Annotated in this window: 12 protein-coding genes; all 12 read right to left on the bottom strand. The window is 55.7% G+C overall.

The annotated features are described in order from the left end of the window. Nucleotides 1-225 precede the first annotated feature (225 nt). The 12 genes from AACY82_RS10670 to AACY82_RS10725 all read right to left on the bottom strand — a co-directional run bounded on the left by AACY82_RS10670 (nt 226) and on the right by AACY82_RS10725 (nt 14,892). A complete protein-coding gene (locus AACY82_RS10670; RefSeq protein WP_339616799.1) occupies nt 226-1,197 on the bottom strand; it encodes an AgmX/PglI C-terminal domain-containing protein in 972 nt (323 codons plus the stop codon). 1 nt (nt 1,198) lies between these two features. Continuing rightward, nucleotides 1,199-1,750 carry a biopolymer transporter ExbD gene (locus AACY82_RS10675; RefSeq protein ID WP_339616800.1) on the bottom strand — a complete coding sequence of 184 codons (552 nt, stop codon included), beginning with the start codon at nt 1,748-1,750 and terminating at the stop codon, nt 1,199-1,201. After that, nucleotides 1,747-2,316, bottom strand: coding sequence for a biopolymer transporter ExbD (locus tag AACY82_RS10680; RefSeq protein ID WP_339616801.1), 570 nt, complete (start codon nt 2,314-2,316; stop codon nt 1,747-1,749). The genes AACY82_RS10675 and AACY82_RS10680 overlap by 4 nt, the downstream gene beginning before the upstream one ends. Nucleotides 2,317-2,325: 9 nt before the next feature. Next, nucleotides 2,326-2,991, bottom strand: a complete 666-nt coding sequence (locus AACY82_RS10685; protein WP_339616802.1) for a MotA/TolQ/ExbB proton channel family protein — start codon at nt 2,989-2,991, stop codon at nt 2,326-2,328. Between the two features lie 170 nt (nt 2,992-3,161). Continuing rightward, nucleotides 3,162-3,476, bottom strand: coding sequence for a hypothetical protein (locus AACY82_RS10690; RefSeq protein WP_339616803.1), 315 nt, complete (start codon nt 3,474-3,476; stop codon nt 3,162-3,164). Beyond that, on the bottom strand, nt 3,473-4,195 hold the full coding sequence (locus AACY82_RS10695; RefSeq protein ID WP_339616804.1) for a tetratricopeptide repeat protein: 723 nt from the start codon (nt 4,193-4,195) through the stop codon (nt 3,473-3,475). The genes AACY82_RS10690 and AACY82_RS10695 overlap by 4 nt, the downstream gene beginning before the upstream one ends. Continuing rightward, nucleotides 4,182-7,154 (bottom strand): tetratricopeptide repeat protein, encoded by a 2,973-nt coding sequence (locus AACY82_RS10700; RefSeq protein ID WP_339616805.1) that lies wholly within the window; start codon nt 7,152-7,154, stop codon nt 4,182-4,184. The genes AACY82_RS10695 and AACY82_RS10700 overlap by 14 nt, the downstream gene beginning before the upstream one ends. Further along, nucleotides 7,151-9,085, bottom strand: coding sequence for a hypothetical protein (locus AACY82_RS10705; protein WP_339616806.1), 1,935 nt, complete (start codon nt 9,083-9,085; stop codon nt 7,151-7,153). Before AACY82_RS10705 ends, AACY82_RS10700 begins: the two co-directional genes overlap by 4 nt. Continuing rightward, the gene (locus tag AACY82_RS10710; protein ID WP_339616807.1) at nt 9,073-9,600 is read right to left on the bottom strand and encodes an AraC family transcriptional regulator; all 528 of its coding nucleotides are present in this window, start codon (nt 9,598-9,600) and stop codon (nt 9,073-9,075) included. The genes AACY82_RS10705 and AACY82_RS10710 overlap by 13 nt, the downstream gene beginning before the upstream one ends. Before the next feature lie 114 nt (nt 9,601-9,714). Continuing rightward, nucleotides 9,715-10,668: an FAD:protein FMN transferase gene (locus AACY82_RS10715; protein ID WP_339616962.1), complete on the bottom strand. Its 954-nt coding sequence runs from the start codon at nt 10,666-10,668 to the stop codon at nt 9,715-9,717. Between the two features lie 159 nt (nt 10,669-10,827). Next, nucleotides 10,828-13,203 (bottom strand): EAL domain-containing protein, encoded by a 2,376-nt coding sequence (locus AACY82_RS10720; protein ID WP_339616808.1) that lies wholly within the window; start codon nt 13,201-13,203, stop codon nt 10,828-10,830. A 177-nt stretch (nt 13,204-13,380) separates the two neighbouring features. Beyond that, nucleotides 13,381-14,892 (bottom strand): sensor domain-containing diguanylate cyclase, encoded by a 1,512-nt coding sequence (locus tag AACY82_RS10725; RefSeq protein WP_339616809.1) that lies wholly within the window; start codon nt 14,890-14,892, stop codon nt 13,381-13,383.

Below are 14,892 nucleotides of genomic sequence, written 5' to 3' on the forward strand. Positions count from 1 at the left end.
GGTCATCTCTTTTTTGCTAATGATAAAGAAATGACACAGAATTCTGAACACTACCTCTTCTTCACCAAAAATCAGAATCGCGTTAAGCAATACACGGAACGACTTCATTGGTTCGCATGAGGAGAACTGAATAACTAATAGAGCTTTTACGCTAAGGGTGCTTAGTAAGTGTCTATAATCCAAATAAAAAAGGCGGGCCAAGCCCGCCAAATAACTCACCGAAACCTAAAGTTGCGGCAAAAAGTTCAAAGTATAATTGCGTGTGGTCACCACTACATCATCTCTCGGTTCGAAGGTAATCAACTTAACCCGCGCTATCACCTTCGACTCCAGCTCCGCATCGCGCAAATCCGAGCTAAGAATGCTCACCGATGCCAAAGAACCATCGGGGTTGATCACCAACTTAAGTACCACTTTGCCTTGTAATGCTGGGTTGGCGCGGAGGGCGCGGCGATAATAACGATCCAGTGCGCTGGCGTGCTGGCTCATCACACGGCGGATTTCTTCATCGCTGCGCTCGCCGGCTTGGCGAGTGTCTTGTGCCTTGCTAGCGGTGGCATCGGCGCCCCCCAGCGCGCTTTCAACCTGAGTTGTTTCGCGACCTGACAAAGCAACACCACCCGTGTCTTGCGAGAGCGCCGAAGTATTAATGCCGCCACTGTCGGCCTCGGCGCCGCTGGTAATTAAACTGCGTTCGGTGCGTTCGGCCTCAGCTTGGCCGCGGGTAATCTCATCGCTGGCGACGGCCTTGGTGTCGATGGCCTCGCGCATATCAGCAAGAGTATCCTGAAATTGCAGTACTCCACTGCCTTTGGCTTTTTCTCGCGCTTTTTCGACTTGCGTGACCGGCTCGGGGTCGGGCTCCGGCGCAGTTTCTGGTTCGGGCTCGGGTTCCACTTCTTCAGGTTCTGGCTCTTCTTTCGGCTCAGGTTCCGGTTCAGGCTCGGGCTGTGGCTCCGGTTCTGGTTCCGGCTGTTTGAGCTCTTCTTTTTCGAGTAATACCCGCGCGAGTTGCGGTGGCAGCTTTGCTTTTTCTTCGCGTTCTATTTCGGGCAAGCTAATCAACGGCACGATAATACCGATAAGCGCAAACACGACGAGCGCGGCAGCCACCCATTTAATAAAGCGGTTATCATCGGCTTGGTTTTGCCCCAATAACCGGTAGTTTTCAGAAGTGTCAGAGTCGCGCAGGGCCATATCAGCTATCGGCTCCTGTGGTCGCAGCGTCACGCGGCTCAGAATCTGAGGTTTTATTAACGGCCAGAGAAATATCGCGATAGCCCGCTTGGGCGCAGGTATTCATAATGCGCTTAAGTAAGGTGTAGGGAATCGCTTTGTCACCCATGATGGTAATCGGGCGGCCGATTTGTTTCTGTTCTTCCGTTAGCTCGCGCGCTTTGCCAGCCAAATACTCAAGCTCTTGAGTTAATTCGGTAATATTGTTTTGGTTATCGTCGTCAGCCGTAGGCGCTATTTTGTCGAGGTCACTGACTACGATACGTCCACCAACCAAGATTTGCTCACTATTCACCTTAACCACAACGGTGGTGTCGGGCACAGTATCGGCTACCGAGGCGGGCAGTTCGATGGTTTTATCGTTGGTGAGTACCTCGACGTCGGACGAGTTGACCAACAAGAAAAACACCAAGATGGTGAAAATATCCATCAGGGACACAAGGTTTAGTTTCGGGGTACTTTTATTGCGGCGATGATGCTTTGCCATACGTTTAGCGCGCAGTGATTGCTTCACGATTCACCCCCAACCCCTGCCAAGCAGGTAACTTCTTCTTGGTCGACCAGCGGATCGTTAACCGGTGCATCACCCAGCGAGACTTTGGGGAACAATACGGCGTCAACTTCCTCAGCGGCGACTACGGCTTTAAACGAGCGGACGGTGTCCATGGTGCTGACAATGGTTTGGTAATCGGTATCTGGCTGCGCCAGCAGCACGATATCGTCTTTCTCCATTTGGTAGTCGTCTTCCAAACGGATTTTGATTTGCTGCAAGGCTTGCGACAGCAGTGCAAAATCGTAGCTGCCGTCTTCTTGGGTGCAAATGCTGGCGGCGCGATTACCCGCCGGGTGGTTCACGCCCAGGTAGCCGGGGTAAATCACTACCTCAAGAAAATCGAGTTTATCTTGCTCATCGTCCGAAGTGCTGGATGACGCCGAATCGGGCAGATTCAGCTCCAGCACGGTAATGCGCGAAAACACCATGCTCAGTAACAGTACCGGCACCAATACGATCATCAGATTCATAAAGGAGGTAATGTTGAGCTCGGCATCCTCGCTTTGGCGTCGCCTTCTAAAGCGCATGATCTTCCCTTATGCGTTGGCGTTAGCTTTGGGCGCTGCGGGGCGAGCGGTATTGGTCAGCAGGTTTAAACAACGCACGCCAGTCATTTCTAATGAGTCGACCAGCTCGGTGGTTTTGGTTTGCAACATGGCGTGAAACAACAACAGCGGGATGGCTGATATCAAACCAAAGGCGGTGGTGTTCATGGCCACCGAAATACTGTTAGACAAGAGCGTGGCTTTCTCGGCCGGATCGGCCTCCGCCACGGCAGTAAAGGCCGCAATCAAACCAATAATGGTACCCAACAGCCCCAGCAGCGTGGCAATGTTGGCAAGCGTTGCCAAATAAGGGGTGCGTTTTTCGAGGCGCGGCATGGCTTCTAGTACGCCTTCTTCCATGGCCAGCTCGATCTCGTCGCGGCCACCGGTGCCGCTCATACGCGATACACCGGCGGCAACGATACGGGCAATGGGGGCGTCATCGGTGCGCCCCAGATTAACCACCGCTTGATAGTCGCGCTTTTTCAACAGTGGCATCACACGGGCAAATGCTTGGTTATTGGCGCGTTTAGCTTGGCTAAGTACCACAAAGCGCTCGATGGCGATGACCAAGCCGATCACCAGCACAATGGCAATGGGGTACATAAACGGCCCGCCGTTTTGAAAAAAGCGCACCACTGTCGAGAAAAAGTCCATAGTTGTCTACCTTACAAATGCCGCGAGTTGCCTGTGAGTAAAACACGTACGCTTAGGGCGCACGCTTGTTAAATGTAATGCTAAAACGCTGAGTGTACCCTGAGCGCTATACAAGGCGTAATACCAACGCCCATTATTATGCCTGAGTTTTAAGGCAGCGGTTGTGTCGTTTATTCTGCGCTCTGCGGCTCTACCGCTTTTTGAGTGGCCACCGTCTCGGCTAAATCTTGCAACGGCGGCAAATATTTTAACTCGCGTAATAACTCCGAGCGCTCTAAGTGTTCAAACACCGCATTCGTCTGATTGTTAATCACATCGTACTTTAGCGTGGGGCTATCCGGTGTTTGCCAAGGCACTATGTACAGCACCTGCGGTTGCTCTTGGTTGCCGGTAATAATACTCTCTAAGCGCGAGTCATCCTGCGCTTGAGCACTCACACTTAGGGCTAAAACTCCTATCAGGGCTGTACCGCTTAACCACTTCATCCGTTTGCCTCCCGCGCGGCAATGCGCCGCTGAAGATCGATGATCCAACCTTTGACGGTATTATCGGGCGCGCCCGTGCTTTGCTCACGCAAATAGCCGCAGGCCTCGTAGTGTGCCAGAGCATCGGGCCAACGGCCCAGATAAAGATCGTACAACATACCCAGATTGCAGTGTGTATCCGCCGAGTGTGGCCACACCATTAGCGCCTGATTATAAAGCGAATCCGCTTGAGCAAAATTGCCGGCGCGGCGCTCGAGCGCGGCCAACTGGTTGTAAGCATCAACGTTAAGTGAGTTAGCCGCTAACGCCCGCTCAAACGCCGCGCGCGCCTGACCCGGCTTATCGAGATGCAACCAGACAATACCCAAGTTAAGCCAGGGGCCCGATAAATTCGGCGACTCGGCCACAAGGGCCTGCAATGTATGGCGCGCGTCGCCCCAACGCTGCTGGCGCATTTGCTGTTCCGCGCGTGCAAATCCGGTGCGCGCTTGTGCCGTAACGGCGGGCGCGGGTGTCGTAAGGTACGGATTTTGAGTGATGGGGCCGGGCGGCAGTATCGCGGGCACCTGGCTAGGCTCGGCTACTTTCTCGGCCACAACAGTCTCGGTGGTGGCGGCTTCGGGGGGCGGCTCGTCTGGCTGATTGGCGCAACCGGTAAGCCCCGCAAGAGTAATAGCCCATAGCAACCGCTGTGCAGACACGACCTTAACGAATGTCATGGGCGGCCTCCACAGTAAACTCAGTTTTGTTGTAGCGCGCGGGCAATATACCGGCCAAGGATTTTAAACTGGCTTTGACCCAATCGTCGTAAATACCGCTCCAGGCGCGCTGGGCATTGGCTTCGTGCAAGTCGATAGCCTTTTCTTCAAAGGGGTAGGCCTGCTCCTCCAGCAAAATATCGTATTGCTCCAGCTCTAATACATTGAGGTTATCGGGGCGCTCGGAATCCATTAAGTCACGTGCCAACTGCAGGTAAATCTCGCCGATAGTGTAATTAGCGCGGGTGGTAAAGTCCGCTACTTTAAAGTCCAACACCCGCTGCTGCGCCTTGAGCGCGGTATCGAGGGCGTCGCGTTTGTTACTTAAGCTGCTTTTGATCGGCAGGGTTAAACGCAACGCTTTAAAGCGTTGGTAGGGCGCGTCGGCCAAAGTCGTGGCGGCGCTGGCGGCCAGATAGCGGCTGCGCTCGGTGGGCGCTTGACGTGCGCTTTTTATCACCCGCTGCAACCAAAAGTCACGGCTGCTAATGTCGCCTTTCTGACGGTACAACTCGACCAAACGTTGCTCGACTTCGATCAACTCGCCAGCGGGCTCGGGATAGCTGTGGGCGTATTGACGGTAGTGATCGCGCGCGGCCTCCCAGTTATCGGCTTTGTCGTAATACTCGGCGGCAGTTAACAGCGATTGCCTTGCCTGTTCTGGATCGCCACTGCGCTCGGCTTGCGCGCTAAGCAAACCGGCGGCCTGGCCCCAGGCGCCCATGGCCTCGTAGATCACAATCAGCTTGGCCGGCAGGCGGGCGTTTAACTCGTGGCTGGGGTAGCTGGCCGCAAACTCGTTAAGTAAGCTTTCGGCGCGGCGCCAATCGCCGGCCATTTGCGCGGCGTGGCCGGCATCAAACAGCGCTTGGCTGGCAATGGTGCTGCTGGGCAGCTCGGCGTGAATACGCAACAGTAAATCGATGGCGGCATCGCTATTACCCGCCGCCAGTTGCGCCTGCGACTGCTGGTAAATACTGGCGGCAATGCGCTCGCGCAAGTCGGCGGCGCTGGGTGACTCAGGCCTTTGGCCGTGCTCACTGTGTAAATCGAGCGCGCGCCAATAGGCGGCCTCAGCCTCTAGGTACTGCGCTTGCTCAAATTGGGCGTGCCCCAAGGTGAGCCACGCAGTGTAGAGCAAATCGCCTGCGGCGGTAGGCTGCCAGGTAATCACCTGTTGCGCGATCTCGGCGGCGCGCTTTAAGTCGCCCTGATACAACAACTCGGGGGCGGTTTGCGTTAATACCTTAACAGCGCGAGGGTCGGCGGGATAAAACTCGGCAAATTTGATGGCGTCGTCAATTTTGCGTTGCTGCCATTGCCAAACGCTGCTCTGCACCGGCTCACCGGCCAAGGCGCTCGACTCCAGTAATTCACCGGATTCTGAGCGGACCACTAACTCACCCGCCAGCAAGACCGCGCTGTAACCGGCCTCGGCACCGTATTCGGCATCGCGCTTGTCAAACGCGACATTTTCGTAGGCGGCCAAGGCATCGATGGTGCGCTGACCCTCGTTAAGCGCCTCGGCCATTAAGAAGGTGATTTCTGGCACTGACTTGTCCGCCGGAAAAGTAAGCACTAACTCCAGGTACAGGTCGGCGGCCTCGCTAAAGCTGCGGTTAATATCCGCCCGGCTGGGCGCCGTCACGCCGCCCTCGGCCAGCAAGCCCTCTAGGCGCTGGGCCTCGCTGTGGTGGTGGCGCGCTAACTGCTCTAGATACAAACGCAGTTTGGCCAATGCATCGGCGCTCATATTACGCGGCTTGCGGGTGCGTACTACTTGCTTGGCCTGCATCGCAGTGGGCGGCGCGCTGATACCGGCGCGGGCCTGCCAGTAGTTGCTGTAAATGCCATAGCGCTGGACGTAGGCGCGCTTGGCCGGCAGCACCAGCGACGGAAACTCGCCCGCTTGATACACCTGGATCTCGCGGATGGAAAAATCCGGCGCCATGTCCGAGTTGGGGTTGTGGTTAACAAAGCGCGCAAAAGTATCGGCGCTATCCAGATAGCGCTGCTGCGCTAAGTACAGCTCGCCCAACTGCCGATAGAGTAAAAACTGGTAGGGCCGCGCGCCGATGTTGGCCTGCTGCTCGGCAATGGTTTGCGCGCCGTCTAAGTTTGCGTAGGTAAAGCCCAGCACGCGCAAAGTATCTTCTACCAAGTTGCGGTCAGTGGGGCTCATTTGCTCGATAACACCGGCGACTTCGCCAGATAACCGCGCGGCAGCCAATTTGTTATCGAGCAGCTCGGTAAAGCGCGCCATGGCCGCGTCGTACTGACTTTGTTTGTAGGCCGACCAACCCTCCATGTAGAGCGAGTTGTCGGCAAACGCCGAGGTTTCGCTAACGGCCACCTGGCGATACAGTTGCTCGGCAAGTAAGTAGTCGCCGCTCGCAAAGGCACGCTCGGCGCGGCGAAACTGCGCCTCTTGAATATAGGGCGACTCGGGAAAACGTTTGGCCAACTCGTTTAAGGTGGCGGCGGCCTCGGCGTCGCGACCATCCAGCGCATAGGCCTTAGAGAGTTTGTAGTAGAGCGCATCGGGGGCACTGGCCACCGATGCGGCTGGGTCGGCGCGGTACTCTGCCACCAAGGCTTCGTAGTGGGCGATGGGCTCGGCAAAAAATGCGGTTAGCGTGCGCGCCTGCTGCTGGGCCGACTCGGCGCGCGCCATCTCGAGATCGGCGAGGCGCACCTGAATATGGTGGCGCATCTCGGGGTTGCTGGCCATTTGCAGCGCGGCGCGGTAGTTCGCCTCGATTTGGGCTAAATCTTGTCGCTCGATGCCCTGCTCACCTATAGGCACGGTCGGTTCCGGTAAATCGGCCAAAGTACTGTGCGCATCCAGCGGATTATTGCTACAGCCCTGCAACACCAGCACAAGAGCCAACGCTTGCGGTAAGCGGTGCCGGCGGATCACTCTTGCACCTCCGGCAGTTTTGGCGCGTCTATATCGGCGTCATCGACGGCGCGGTAGGCGGCATCGTACAGACGGGCAATGCTGAGGCGGGTTTGCGCGAGGTAATCTTGCAGCCGGTCGCGGTGGCTTACCAGTGTTTGGCGAATGCTACCCAACAGAGCTTCGGTGTTCACGCTAATCGCCCGATTCAGTTCGTTTAGCTGAGCGTCGTTGCGCGTTTGCAGCGCCACCAAGCGCGCCCCTTGGGCGTCTAGATCTGGATCGGTGGCTAAAATCTCGGCGATCCGCTGGCTGCGGCTGACGCTTTCTTGTAACGCCGTATCTAAATGCGCCAGCGCTTTGCGGGCTTGCCACTGATGCTCGGCAAAATTGTGCGCCGCGCGCCAATCGACGACACCTTGATAAAAATCTAGACGCTCGGCGGCGTTGTCCGGCACCTTAGCACGACCGGCCAAGGCCGATAGTCGCGCACGGGCATTGGCGATGCGTTTGGCGAGGGCCCGGGTGTCAGCATCGGCTAGCGCCATAGCGTCTTGCTCGCGCTCGATGCGGTTCAGCCGCTCGGCTAATAGGTGGCGTTTAGCCGCCAAGTCACCGGGCTGTTGCAGTAAATCGGTCTGTGCGATCTGCTCGGCTCGCGCGGCGCGCAGTTGGCGTTTATCGGCGATCAGTTGCCGATAAATATCGAGCTTGCGCTGCCACTGGTTAAGCCGATCTTGCAGCAACAGTAAATCGCGCAGCTGTTGCGCATTGTCTTGCAGCGCATCGCGCTTAAGCAGCGCCTGCAAATAGCGCGAGCGGCTCGCCAACACATCCACATTATCGAGCGTCAGCCAACTTTGCAGCGCGCGGCCATCGCCTTGCTTGAGTAGCGCGTCTTGCTCGCCGGTGCGACGCAAGCTCGCCAGCAGTAGCTGGCTATTTAACTCCGTTAAGGTTTGCTTAATGCGCGCAAACTCATCGCTGAGCAATTGCTCGGATTCGCGGTAGGCCTCCAGTGCCGAGCGCGGCGCTTTGAGCTGCTCGTAAGCCCACGGCACCGCCAATAGGGTTTCTTGCACCGCCGGTTCTAGCAGCGAGCGGCGTCGCAGCGCTTGCCAGGGCTTAAGCGCTAAAACGTAATCGTGATAGCTCGCCGCCGCCCAGCCGTAGCCCAGTAATGCGCTGTTGGCGAGGTTGCTGTCGAGCCGCACATCGCGGAATGCGGCTTTGGCCGAGGCGTAATTGCCCAGCTGCAACAGGCTGTAACCGAGCGCGGTGAGGGTTTTGTCGCGAATCGCCAGCGCTTCGTCTAACCGGCTTTGATCATCGGGCAGCTCGATGTCCAGCCCGGCGCGATAATACTGTTGCGCGCGAATCGTGTCGCCCGCACGAGAGGCAGCATTGCCCAGATTTAACAACGCCAGCGCGCGGTTTTGCCGCAGCGGGCTAAGGGTGGTTTGAGCCTCTTGCAAGCTGGGCGCCTGACCGGTTTTGATTAACAGATGGGTGTTCAGTAGCGCGATGTTATCCAGCAGCGGGGCACTTAAGGTGTCACCAATGGTCCCGGCCGAGGCCGCCGCCTCGGCGTAGTCACCGGCGCGATAATCGAGCTGGGCTAGATAATAGTGGGCGGTATCGCGCACCCTTTGGGATTCACTCTGACCCAAGTGCGCGGCAAACTCGGTGCGGGCGCGGTCATCCATACCGTAGGCCAAATACATACCGGCGCGCATTAACGCGGGGTAGTGTTGGTGGCCCACAATGCCGCCATCCGACTCGGCGCGCAGCAACACGCTAAGCGCTTGCGGAAAGTCACCAACATAGTAGTGGTACAAGCTCTCGCCGTAGCGCAGATCTTGCGCCGCGCGATGGGGCTCGGAGGGCGCCGCTAAAACCGCACTGCTAAATGCCAGCAGGGCACAGAGCCCCGTGGTGGTTACAGCTCCCATTGCTTAATATCAAAGACCGGTTGCAACTTGCGGGTAGAGTCGACGATACGCAGCTCTAACACCAGTGGCGCGGTGGTTTTATCCACGGTGACGGAGGCGGCGCGTTTGTAGGGCTGCCCCTGTGGACCAATACCGGTAAAAAAAGCACTGATCTCATGTGTGCCACTGTTAACATTGCCGAGGTAGAGCTTTTGGATACCACCGCGCAGCAGCGCATCGACTTGTTTGGGGGTATAGAGCTCACTGGCGACAAACTCGTCATCGACTTTGACCTTGACCGCATCGAGCGCAAAGTACTCGCCCACATCCAGCGACAAATACACGGCGACTTGGCTATTGGCCGGGTAGAGCAGCTCTTCTTCTAAAATGAGTAAGTCGCGATTGAGCTCCAACACCTGCTGTTTGAGCGCCTCGGTATCGTCCACGGCCGTCGGTTGGCCATGAGCAACTGCCGCAAAGGTTAACAGGCACACTAAAAGTCCTTGCCAAGCCATCTGGGGGTAACGCTGTGTCATTGGGGCGTCCTGTTTTGCGGGTGCTGTTATTCGTTATAAAAGGAGTTTAATCAATCGGCGGCAAAAGTGCAGTTATTGTAGGGTTTTACAACGCCCGTGGCTGTGATTGCTGTATCACTCAGGCGGTGCTAAGCCACGGCTGTAAGCTACTTTGCCGGCCCTGGTAATCAGTATCGCATCAAATGCAGGCAGTTTATCAATCAGCGCCAAGCCTTTAGCGGCGCCCAGCACAAAGACACTGGTCGAGAGCGCATCGGTATCAAAACCGTCCGGCCCAATAATAGACACACTGGCCAGCTCATCGGTACTTTTACCGGTACGCGGGTTAATAATATGGTGAATCCGCTCGCCCTCGGCGCCGATAAAAAATCGTTCGTAATCACCCGAGGTGGAAATCGCGCTGTCATTCAGTGGCACCTTAATGGCTACTCCCTCAGCACCTCGCGGCTGCTTAATGCCCACCACCCAAGGCCGGCCGTACCTGTCGCCCAGCACCCGGCTGTCGCCTCCGGCACTGACGCTGGCGTGCTGCACGCCCGCCTCGCGCAGCAGCGCAATCGCGCGGTCCACGGCGAAGCCTTTAGCGATGCCGCCCAAATCGACGTAAACCTGCGGCTGGGTGTAATAAACGGTATGGGCGGCTTTATCGAGTTTAACGTGGCGGTAGTCGATAGCGGGCAACAATTGCTCGCGCTGCGAGTCGCTCGGCTGGGTGCCGGCACGGTAATCGTAGTAGCGTGCCAATGAGGCAAAGGTAATATCAAAAGCACCATCGGTTAGCCGGCCATAGTAGAGCGCTTTATCCAGCAGGCGGGTCATCTCGGGGCTAATGGTTAGCGGGTTGGCGGCGCTGCGCTCGGGGGCCTCGCGATTCATCAGCGATAAATCGGACGAGTCTTTATAAGGGCTGTAGGTGTTGTCGATGCGGCGCATTTCCGTCATCACTTGCGCCGCAAGCCGCTGGGCAACGGCCGGGTCGTCGTGCCACAAAGTAACGCTAACCCGCGTTCCCATAATCGCTTGCTCATCGCTGTGCCAAACAGCGTGGGCCGCGCTGACCGAAAACATAAACGCCAGCGCCAACAGCCGTATGCCTAGCAGCAGGCCAAAGCGAGAATAGGCTCGGTGGGAGGAGTAAAACACGACGCGCTCACTTAGCAAGTTTCGAAGTGTTCATACTAAACACTGACGCCGCAAACGTCACCCCTCGATCTGGGCAGTTCCAGCTTAATCGGGTGGCTGCTGTACCAGCGAGAGCGGGTCGGGGGTTGCTAACAAAACACTAAACCGGCAGGGCTTGTGCAAGCCAAAGCCCTGCGCAAAGTCGACTCCCATATCGGTAAGCAGCGCAAGCGTGGCTTTATTTTCGACAAACTCGGCAATGGTTTTTTTATGCAATGTTTGGCCAATTTCATTGATGGCACGCACCATGGCTAAGTCGGTATCGTCGCGATCCATATCGCGCACGAACACACCGTCAATTTTTAAATCGTCAATCGGTAGGCGGCGCAGGTAACTAAACGACGACAAACCCGTACCAAAATCATCCAGCCCAAAGTGACAGCCCTTTTGCCCCAACAGCTCCATCAGCTTGATGGCCTCGGCGAGGTTGTTAACCGCCGCAGTTTCTGTCACCTCAAAACAAATTTTGTCAGCCGGAACCTGGTATTGCTTAAGCATACCGACAATAAACTGATACAAGTCGGGCTGATCGAGCGAGACACCCGACAAGTTAATGTGGCACGATTCCAACTGTGCCAAGTGCGCCGGGTGTGCCGCAAGCTGACTAAAGGTGTGTTCTATCACCCAGCGATCAATCGGGTAAGCGGCACCAAAGCGCTCGGCGGCGGGCAAAAATACACCGGGGGGCACGATTTCACCTTGCTCGCTTCTAAGCCTGACCAGCACCTCGTAGCGCAAGCCACCCTGAGTGGGGCGCGTGGGAACAATTAATTGCGCGTCGAGAAATAAGCGGTTCTCACTAATAGCCGTACGAATACGATTGAGCCACTCCATCTCGCCTTGGCGCGCGAGCTGCTGCTGATCGTCCACCTCGGAGATATAAACCCGGTTGCGGCCTTGCTCTTTGGCCAAATAACAGGCGATATCGGCAGTGCGCAAGACGTGCTCCGTGTCCGGGGTAACGGCCGTTACTGACACCATTCCGATGCTACAGGTGATATCGTAGCGGCGCTCATCCCAAACAAACACCATTTTACTCAGCTCAAGGCGGAGTTTTTCGGCCACTTGGCCGGCGGTCACTAATGAGCAGTTTTCTAAAATCACGCCAAACTCATCGCCGCCCAAACGGGCCAACATATCGTGTTCGCGCAGCGTGCGACGCAACACATCAACCACTTGCTGCAGTAGCCGATCACCCGCATGGTGGCCCGAGGTGTCGTTAATAACCTTAAACTGATCGAGATCGATAAAAAATAACGCGTGTTGCAACTGTTCGGCGCGCGCCTCGGCCAATACTATCGATAAACGCCGCTCAAATGCCCGACGATTAAAAATACCGGTTAGTGCATCGTGAGTTGCCTGAAAGCTCAGCTCCACAGACAGGCGACGCGACTCAGAGACGTCTTCAATCAACGCAATAAAGCTCGGGTTATCGCGGCTTTGCGAGATTCGCAACGAGCTTTTTCCTAACACTCGAGAGACGGTCACGCGCGCCCAAACCGTGCCACCGTTACCCTTAATAAGCCGATGCTCTATGGTGTAACTATCGATGTGACCAAGGTGCATATGCTCACGGCGCTCGGCGCCCAGCTCCCAGTCTTCGGGGTAGACCAAATCTGCGCGGGACATTGTTTGCAACTGCTCGCGAGGGTACTTAAGCATGTTACAAATAGCGGGGTTTACGGCGATAATATCGCCGTGTTCGTCAAGCTGAATCATACCGATTTCGGCTTGCTCAAAAATAGCTCTAAAACTTTGCTCAGAGCGCTGCAAGTTGCGCATGAGCAACCAGCACAACCACCAGGCAAGCAGAGCCACTAACAACATGAAGCACAAACTGGCAAGCGATAGTGTGTAGGTCATCCAGCGCGCGGCTTCGCTCATCGCGCTGCGAAAGCGCTCAGTCAGAGCATCGAGTCGCACATTCAGCGCGTCAAGCTCAGCTCGTAACCCAGCCAAAGTTTGCTCATCCACATGGCCCGATTGCCACTGTTGCTCTAAACGATCGGCAATTTTAGCAAGCGCGGCAATTTTCGCATCAGACGCTTGCCAGACATCGACGGCACGTCGCAAGTGACCCACCTCACTACAGCAACGAAACAGCCAGATCATCGCGGGAATATCGTCGGGGTGGTTGCGCCCGGCAATCAACGCTTGTGTCGCCCGCTCTTGATCTGGCGAGGGGGACTCTAGCTCTTGCCGAGCGCGTTGATCGGCCTGCACGATAGCAAGCCACTGGCGAGCGCGCTGTAATTGTTCAGCCTCGCCATCGCGGGCGTAGCGTTCAAGCTCGTAAACGCTGCCCAACTGCGCCCGCGACCATATACTTTGGCCCGCCAAATACGCTGTGGCGGCCGATTGAATTTGCACCACCAACAAACTAAAACACACCACCAACACCAGCAAACCAGCCAGCGCCAAGATTAAACTCACTATTTTTAGACGTGTATTAGTAGCCCAGAATCTCATGGCATGTATAGGTGCCTCCAGCGCCTATCGCTGACAATAATGTCGGTTACCTACCTGTCAGTTAAGCATTAAACAGCCGCTATTACCATGGCCTGAAGCACGCGTTAGCCTGTCAAATCCACGGTGCGATCACTCACTCGCTTGAGGGACCGCATTGGTGTTAGCCATGGCGCTCTGCCAACGATTTACTTGATTGCGACCGTGCTGCTTCGAGTAGTAAAGTGCCTCATCGGCATGCTTAACAAGATCGCCCGCCGTTGGCATACCCACCTGTAACGATGCTACGCCAAAACTTGAGGTCACCTTTACCCCTTGATGCTCACAGCGCTCGATACTGACGCGGCAGCGCTCGGCAATCTGCTCAGCTTGCTGAGTGTCGGTATCGGGCAAAATAATACAAAACTCTTCACCGCCAAAACGCGCGACAAAGTCACCGCCTCGTACTTGCTCATGCAGCGCATCGGCGACTAGCTTTATAATATCGTCACCCAAAGTATGACCGTAAGTATCGTTAATACGCTTAAAGTGATCGATATCCAGCATGATGCAGCACAAGGGGGCTCGCTTCACATTGGCCACGGCAAATACTTCATCGAGTTTCGTGCGCATCGCGCGACGATTAAAGCAGCCTGTTAAAGAGTCGTGCGCCGCCATATACTCAAGACTGCGATTCTTTTCTTCAATCGTCGCTTGCGTACTAGCCAACTCAGCAACCATGGTTTCGAGCTGAAGATTTTTCTCCTCAAGCTCGGAAACATCGTCAAAGCTGGCGATAACGCCCTGACTATTGCCTTTATTATCAAAAATAGGCACCGCATTAACCCGAAAGGCGCTGGCTTTACCGTCCTGAGTAACGGCCGTAAGTCTTACGCCTACCACTTTTTCACCGCTCTCGAGCGCCGCACTCCAGGGTAGCATGGGGTGCTTATTTTCATCGACTTGCCAGCCGAGTGTGGCAGCTTTGCGCCCCAAAAGCCGTTTCTCATCAAGGCCTAAACGGCGGGACAATATTGTGTTTACCAATACAATATGTTCGCGCCGGTCAAGAATAAATACCCCTTCGGCCAAAACATTCAGGGCATTCCGAACCCGCGCAGGAACCACCGAGCTTGGATCGAGGTAGCGAAGCGCACGGCCAATAAAAATCCGGTAACTAATAAACGCACATAACACTAAAAATATCGCCAACAGCCATTTTCGAGGCCAGCCAAAATAGCTGACATCCGACTGCCCAAGCGCCTTAAAAGCCAACTCTAGGCTGCCGATCTTGCTACCGCCCAACAACAAGGGTACCGCTACAAAACGAGGTGTCGATTCTGACACCTCGCTATCAGACCAGGTTTTTTCATGATCCTCTGTGCGATAAAAAAAGTCGCCAGCGGTACTGCGCACGGCAGCGGACACTAAGTCTGAGTTGGATGTCACGGCATTATCAAGCACCTGCTCAACCAAGACCTGATCGTTGCGCGAATACCCCACCAGTGCCTGAAACGCCAGCGTTTGCGATAGCGCCTGCCTTGCCTGCAGCTGATTTTTATCAACATTGGGCGTTAACCCTAAAGCCGAGGCAAACAGTAAAATCGACAGGGTTAATACCATTAAACCAAAACTTAAACGAACAGCAGGGGTAATAGAAATCAT

Source organism: uncultured Gilvimarinus sp., assembly GCF_963972205.1.
Classification (GTDB): Bacteria; Pseudomonadota; Gammaproteobacteria; order Pseudomonadales; family Cellvibrionaceae; genus Gilvimarinus; species Gilvimarinus japonicus.

Bases quoted from the DNA above. Each gene is read 5' to 3' on its own strand.
- AACY82_RS10680 (WP_339616801.1), bottom strand. From the start codon at position 2,316: ATGCGCTTTAGAAGGCGACGCCAAAGCGAGGATGCCGAGCTCAACATT.
- AACY82_RS10710 (WP_339616807.1), bottom strand. From the start codon at position 9,600: ATGACACAGCGTTACCCCCAGATGGCTTGGCAAGGACTTTTAGTGTGC.
- AACY82_RS10690 (WP_339616803.1), bottom strand. From the start codon at position 3,476: ATGAAGTGGTTAAGCGGTACAGCCCTGATAGGAGTTTTAGCCCTAAGT.
- AACY82_RS10715 (WP_339616962.1), bottom strand. From the start codon at position 10,668: ATGTTTTCGGTCAGCGCGGCCCACGCTGTTTGGCACAGCGATGAGCAA.
- AACY82_RS10725 (WP_339616809.1), bottom strand. From the start codon at position 14,892: ATGATTTCTATTACCCCTGCTGTTCGTTTAAGTTTTGGTTTAATGGTA.
- AACY82_RS10705 (WP_339616806.1), bottom strand. From the start codon at position 9,085: ATGGGAGCTGTAACCACCACGGGGCTCTGTGCCCTGCTGGCATTTAGC.
- AACY82_RS10685 (WP_339616802.1), bottom strand. From the start codon at position 2,991: ATGGACTTTTTCTCGACAGTGGTGCGCTTTTTTCAAAACGGCGGGCCG.
- AACY82_RS10695 (WP_339616804.1), bottom strand. From the start codon at position 4,195: ATGACATTCGTTAAGGTCGTGTCTGCACAGCGGTTGCTATGGGCTATT.
- AACY82_RS10670 (WP_339616799.1), bottom strand. From the start codon at position 1,197: ATGGCCCTGCGCGACTCTGACACTTCTGAAAACTACCGGTTATTGGGG.